This window comes from Streptococcus sp. ALY_211 (assembly GCF_058314555.1).
In genome coordinates this window covers 1,547-4,046 of sequence record NZ_JBZFUN010000021.1, presented here as the reverse complement: position 1 = coordinate 4,046, position 2,500 = coordinate 1,547, and the positions used below count along the sequence as shown (strand labels likewise).

The window sequence follows — 2,500 nt, the reverse complement described above, 5'->3', positions numbered from 1 at the left end:
AATATCAAACTGCAGTAAAGCTCCATGGGGTCTTTCCGTCCTGTCGCGGGTAACCTGCATCTTCACAGGTACTAAAATTTCACCGAGTCTCTCGTTGAGACAGTGCCCAAATCATTACGCCTTTCGTGCGGGTCGGAACTTACCCGACAAGGAATTTCGCTACCTTAGGACCGTTATAGTTACGGCCGCCGTTTACTGGGGCTTCAATTCATACCTTCGCTTACGCTAAGCACTCCTCTTAACCTTCCAGCACCGGGCAGGCGTCACCCCCTATACGTCATCTTACGATTTTGCAGAGAGCTGTGTTTTTGATAAACAGTTGCTTGGGCCTATTCACTGCGGCTGACTTAAAGCCAGCGCCCCTTCTCCCGAAGTTACGGGGCCATTTTGCCGAGTTCCTTAACGAGAGTTCTCTCGCTCACCTGAGGCTACTCGCCTCGACTACCTGTGTCGGTTTGCGGTACGGGTAGAGTATAGATTAACGCTAGAAGATTTTCTTGGCAGCGTGACATCGCTCACTTCGCTACTAAACTTCGCTCCCCATCACAGCTCAACGTTACAAGACTAAGCATTTGACTCAGTCCACGCCTCACTGCTTGGCCGGACTCTTCCAGTCGTCCGGTTGAGTTAGCCTTCTGCGTCCCTCCTTCACTCTATACTCTAGTACAGGAATATCAACCTGTTGGCCATCGGATACACCTGTCGGTCTCTCCTTAGGTCCCGACTAACCCAGGGCGGACGAGCCTTCCCCTGGAAACCTTAGTCTTACGGTGGACAGGATTCTCACCTGTCTTGCGCTACTCATACCGGCATTCTCACTTCTATGCGCTCCAGCACTCCTCACGGTATACCTTCAAAGCACATAGAACGCTCTCCTACCATCCCTTACGGGATCCACAGCTTCGGTAAATTGTTTTAGCCCCGGTACATTTTCGGCGCAGGGTCACTCGACTAGTGAGCTATTACGCACTCTTTGAATGAATAGCTGCTTCTAAGCTAACATCCTAGTTGTCTGTGCAACCCCACATCCTTTTCCACTTAACAATTATTTTGGGACCTTAGCTGGTGGTCTGGGCTGTTTCCCTTTCGACTACGGATCTTAGCACTCGCAGTCTGACTGCCGACCATAAATCCTTGGCATTCGGAGTTTATCTGAGATTGGTAATCCGGGATGGACCCCTCACCCAAACAGTGCTCTACCTCCAAGATTCTTAATGTCGACGCTAGCCCTAAAGCTATTTCGGAGAGAACCAGCTATCTCCAAGTTCGTTTGGAATTTCTCCGCTACCCACAAGTCATCCAAGCACTTTTCAACGTACTCTGGTTCGGGCCTCCAGTGAGTCTTACCTCACCTTCACCCTGCTCATGGGTAGGTCACATGGTTTCGGGTCTACGTCCACGTACTCATTCGCCCTATTCAGACTCGGTTTCCCTACGGCTCCGTCTCTTCAACTTAACCTCGCACGTAAACGTAACTCGCCGGTTCATTCTACAAAAGGCACGCTCTCACCCATTAACGGGCTCGAACTTGTTGTAGGCACACGGTTTCAGGTTCTATTTCACTCCCCTTCCGGGGTACTTTTCACCTTTCCCTCACGGTACTGGTTCACTATCGGTCACTAGGGAGTATTTAGGGTTGGGAGATGGGCCTCCCAGATTCCGACGAGATTTCTCGTGTCTCGCCGTACTCAGGATACTGTTAGTGGCAAGCGTCATTTCAAATACGAGGCTGTTACTCTCTTTGGCGGACCTTTCCAAGTCCTTCTTCTATGACGATTGCTCACAGAACACAGTCCTACAACCCCAGGTTGTAAACAACCTGGTTTGCCCTTCTGCCCTTTCGCTCGCCGCTACTCAGGCAATCGCTTTTGCTTTCTCTTCCTGCAGCTACTTAGATGTTTCAGTTCACTGCGTTTACCTCCTCACCACCTTAACAGTAGTGGGTGACAGGCATCAACCTGCCGGGTTCCCCCATTCGGATATCTCTGGATCAGCGCTTACGTACAGCTCCCCAAAGCATTTCGTCGTTAATCACGTCCTTCTTCGGCTCCTAGTGCCAAGGCATCCACCGTGCGCCCTTATTAACTTAACCTTATTAAAAACTCTTCAATAGGATTCTACAGCGTTTCGGTTTATTTCTTGTTACTATTTGATAGATATTCAATTTTCAATGGACAAATTTAAGATACTAAGACCGTCCCAACTTGTTGGGCATTTTTGTAGAAAAATAGGAAATCGACGCTGTGTGACTTGCACACTAGGAGATTTATCTTTTTTCCTAAAAAATGAGGTCGTGTTCAATTCCTTGAACAATATCTTATCTAGCTTAGAATACAAGTTTTCGCTCAAGCGAATCATCTCTCGTATCCTAATGGAGCCTAGCGGGATCGAACCGCTGACCTCCTGCGTGCAAAGCAGGCGCTCTCCCAGCTGAGCTAAGGCCCCACAAAACCTCTGAGAACTAAATAGACACCAAGCGTGCTTCCGAGCAATTGTATTC

1 tRNA gene and 1 rRNA gene (1 of these 2 only partly in view) are annotated in these 2,500 nt (G+C 49.0%); both read right to left on the bottom strand.

Going from position 1 to position 2,500, the window contains the following annotated elements:
• Positions 1-2,092 (bottom strand): 23S ribosomal RNA (locus AC4HAJ_RS08660) (it extends 808 nt beyond the left edge of the window).
• A 280-nt stretch (positions 2,093-2,372) separates the two neighbouring features.
• A tRNA-Ala gene (locus AC4HAJ_RS08655) sits at positions 2,373-2,445 on the bottom strand.
• Positions 2,446-2,500: the final 55 nt, after the last annotated feature.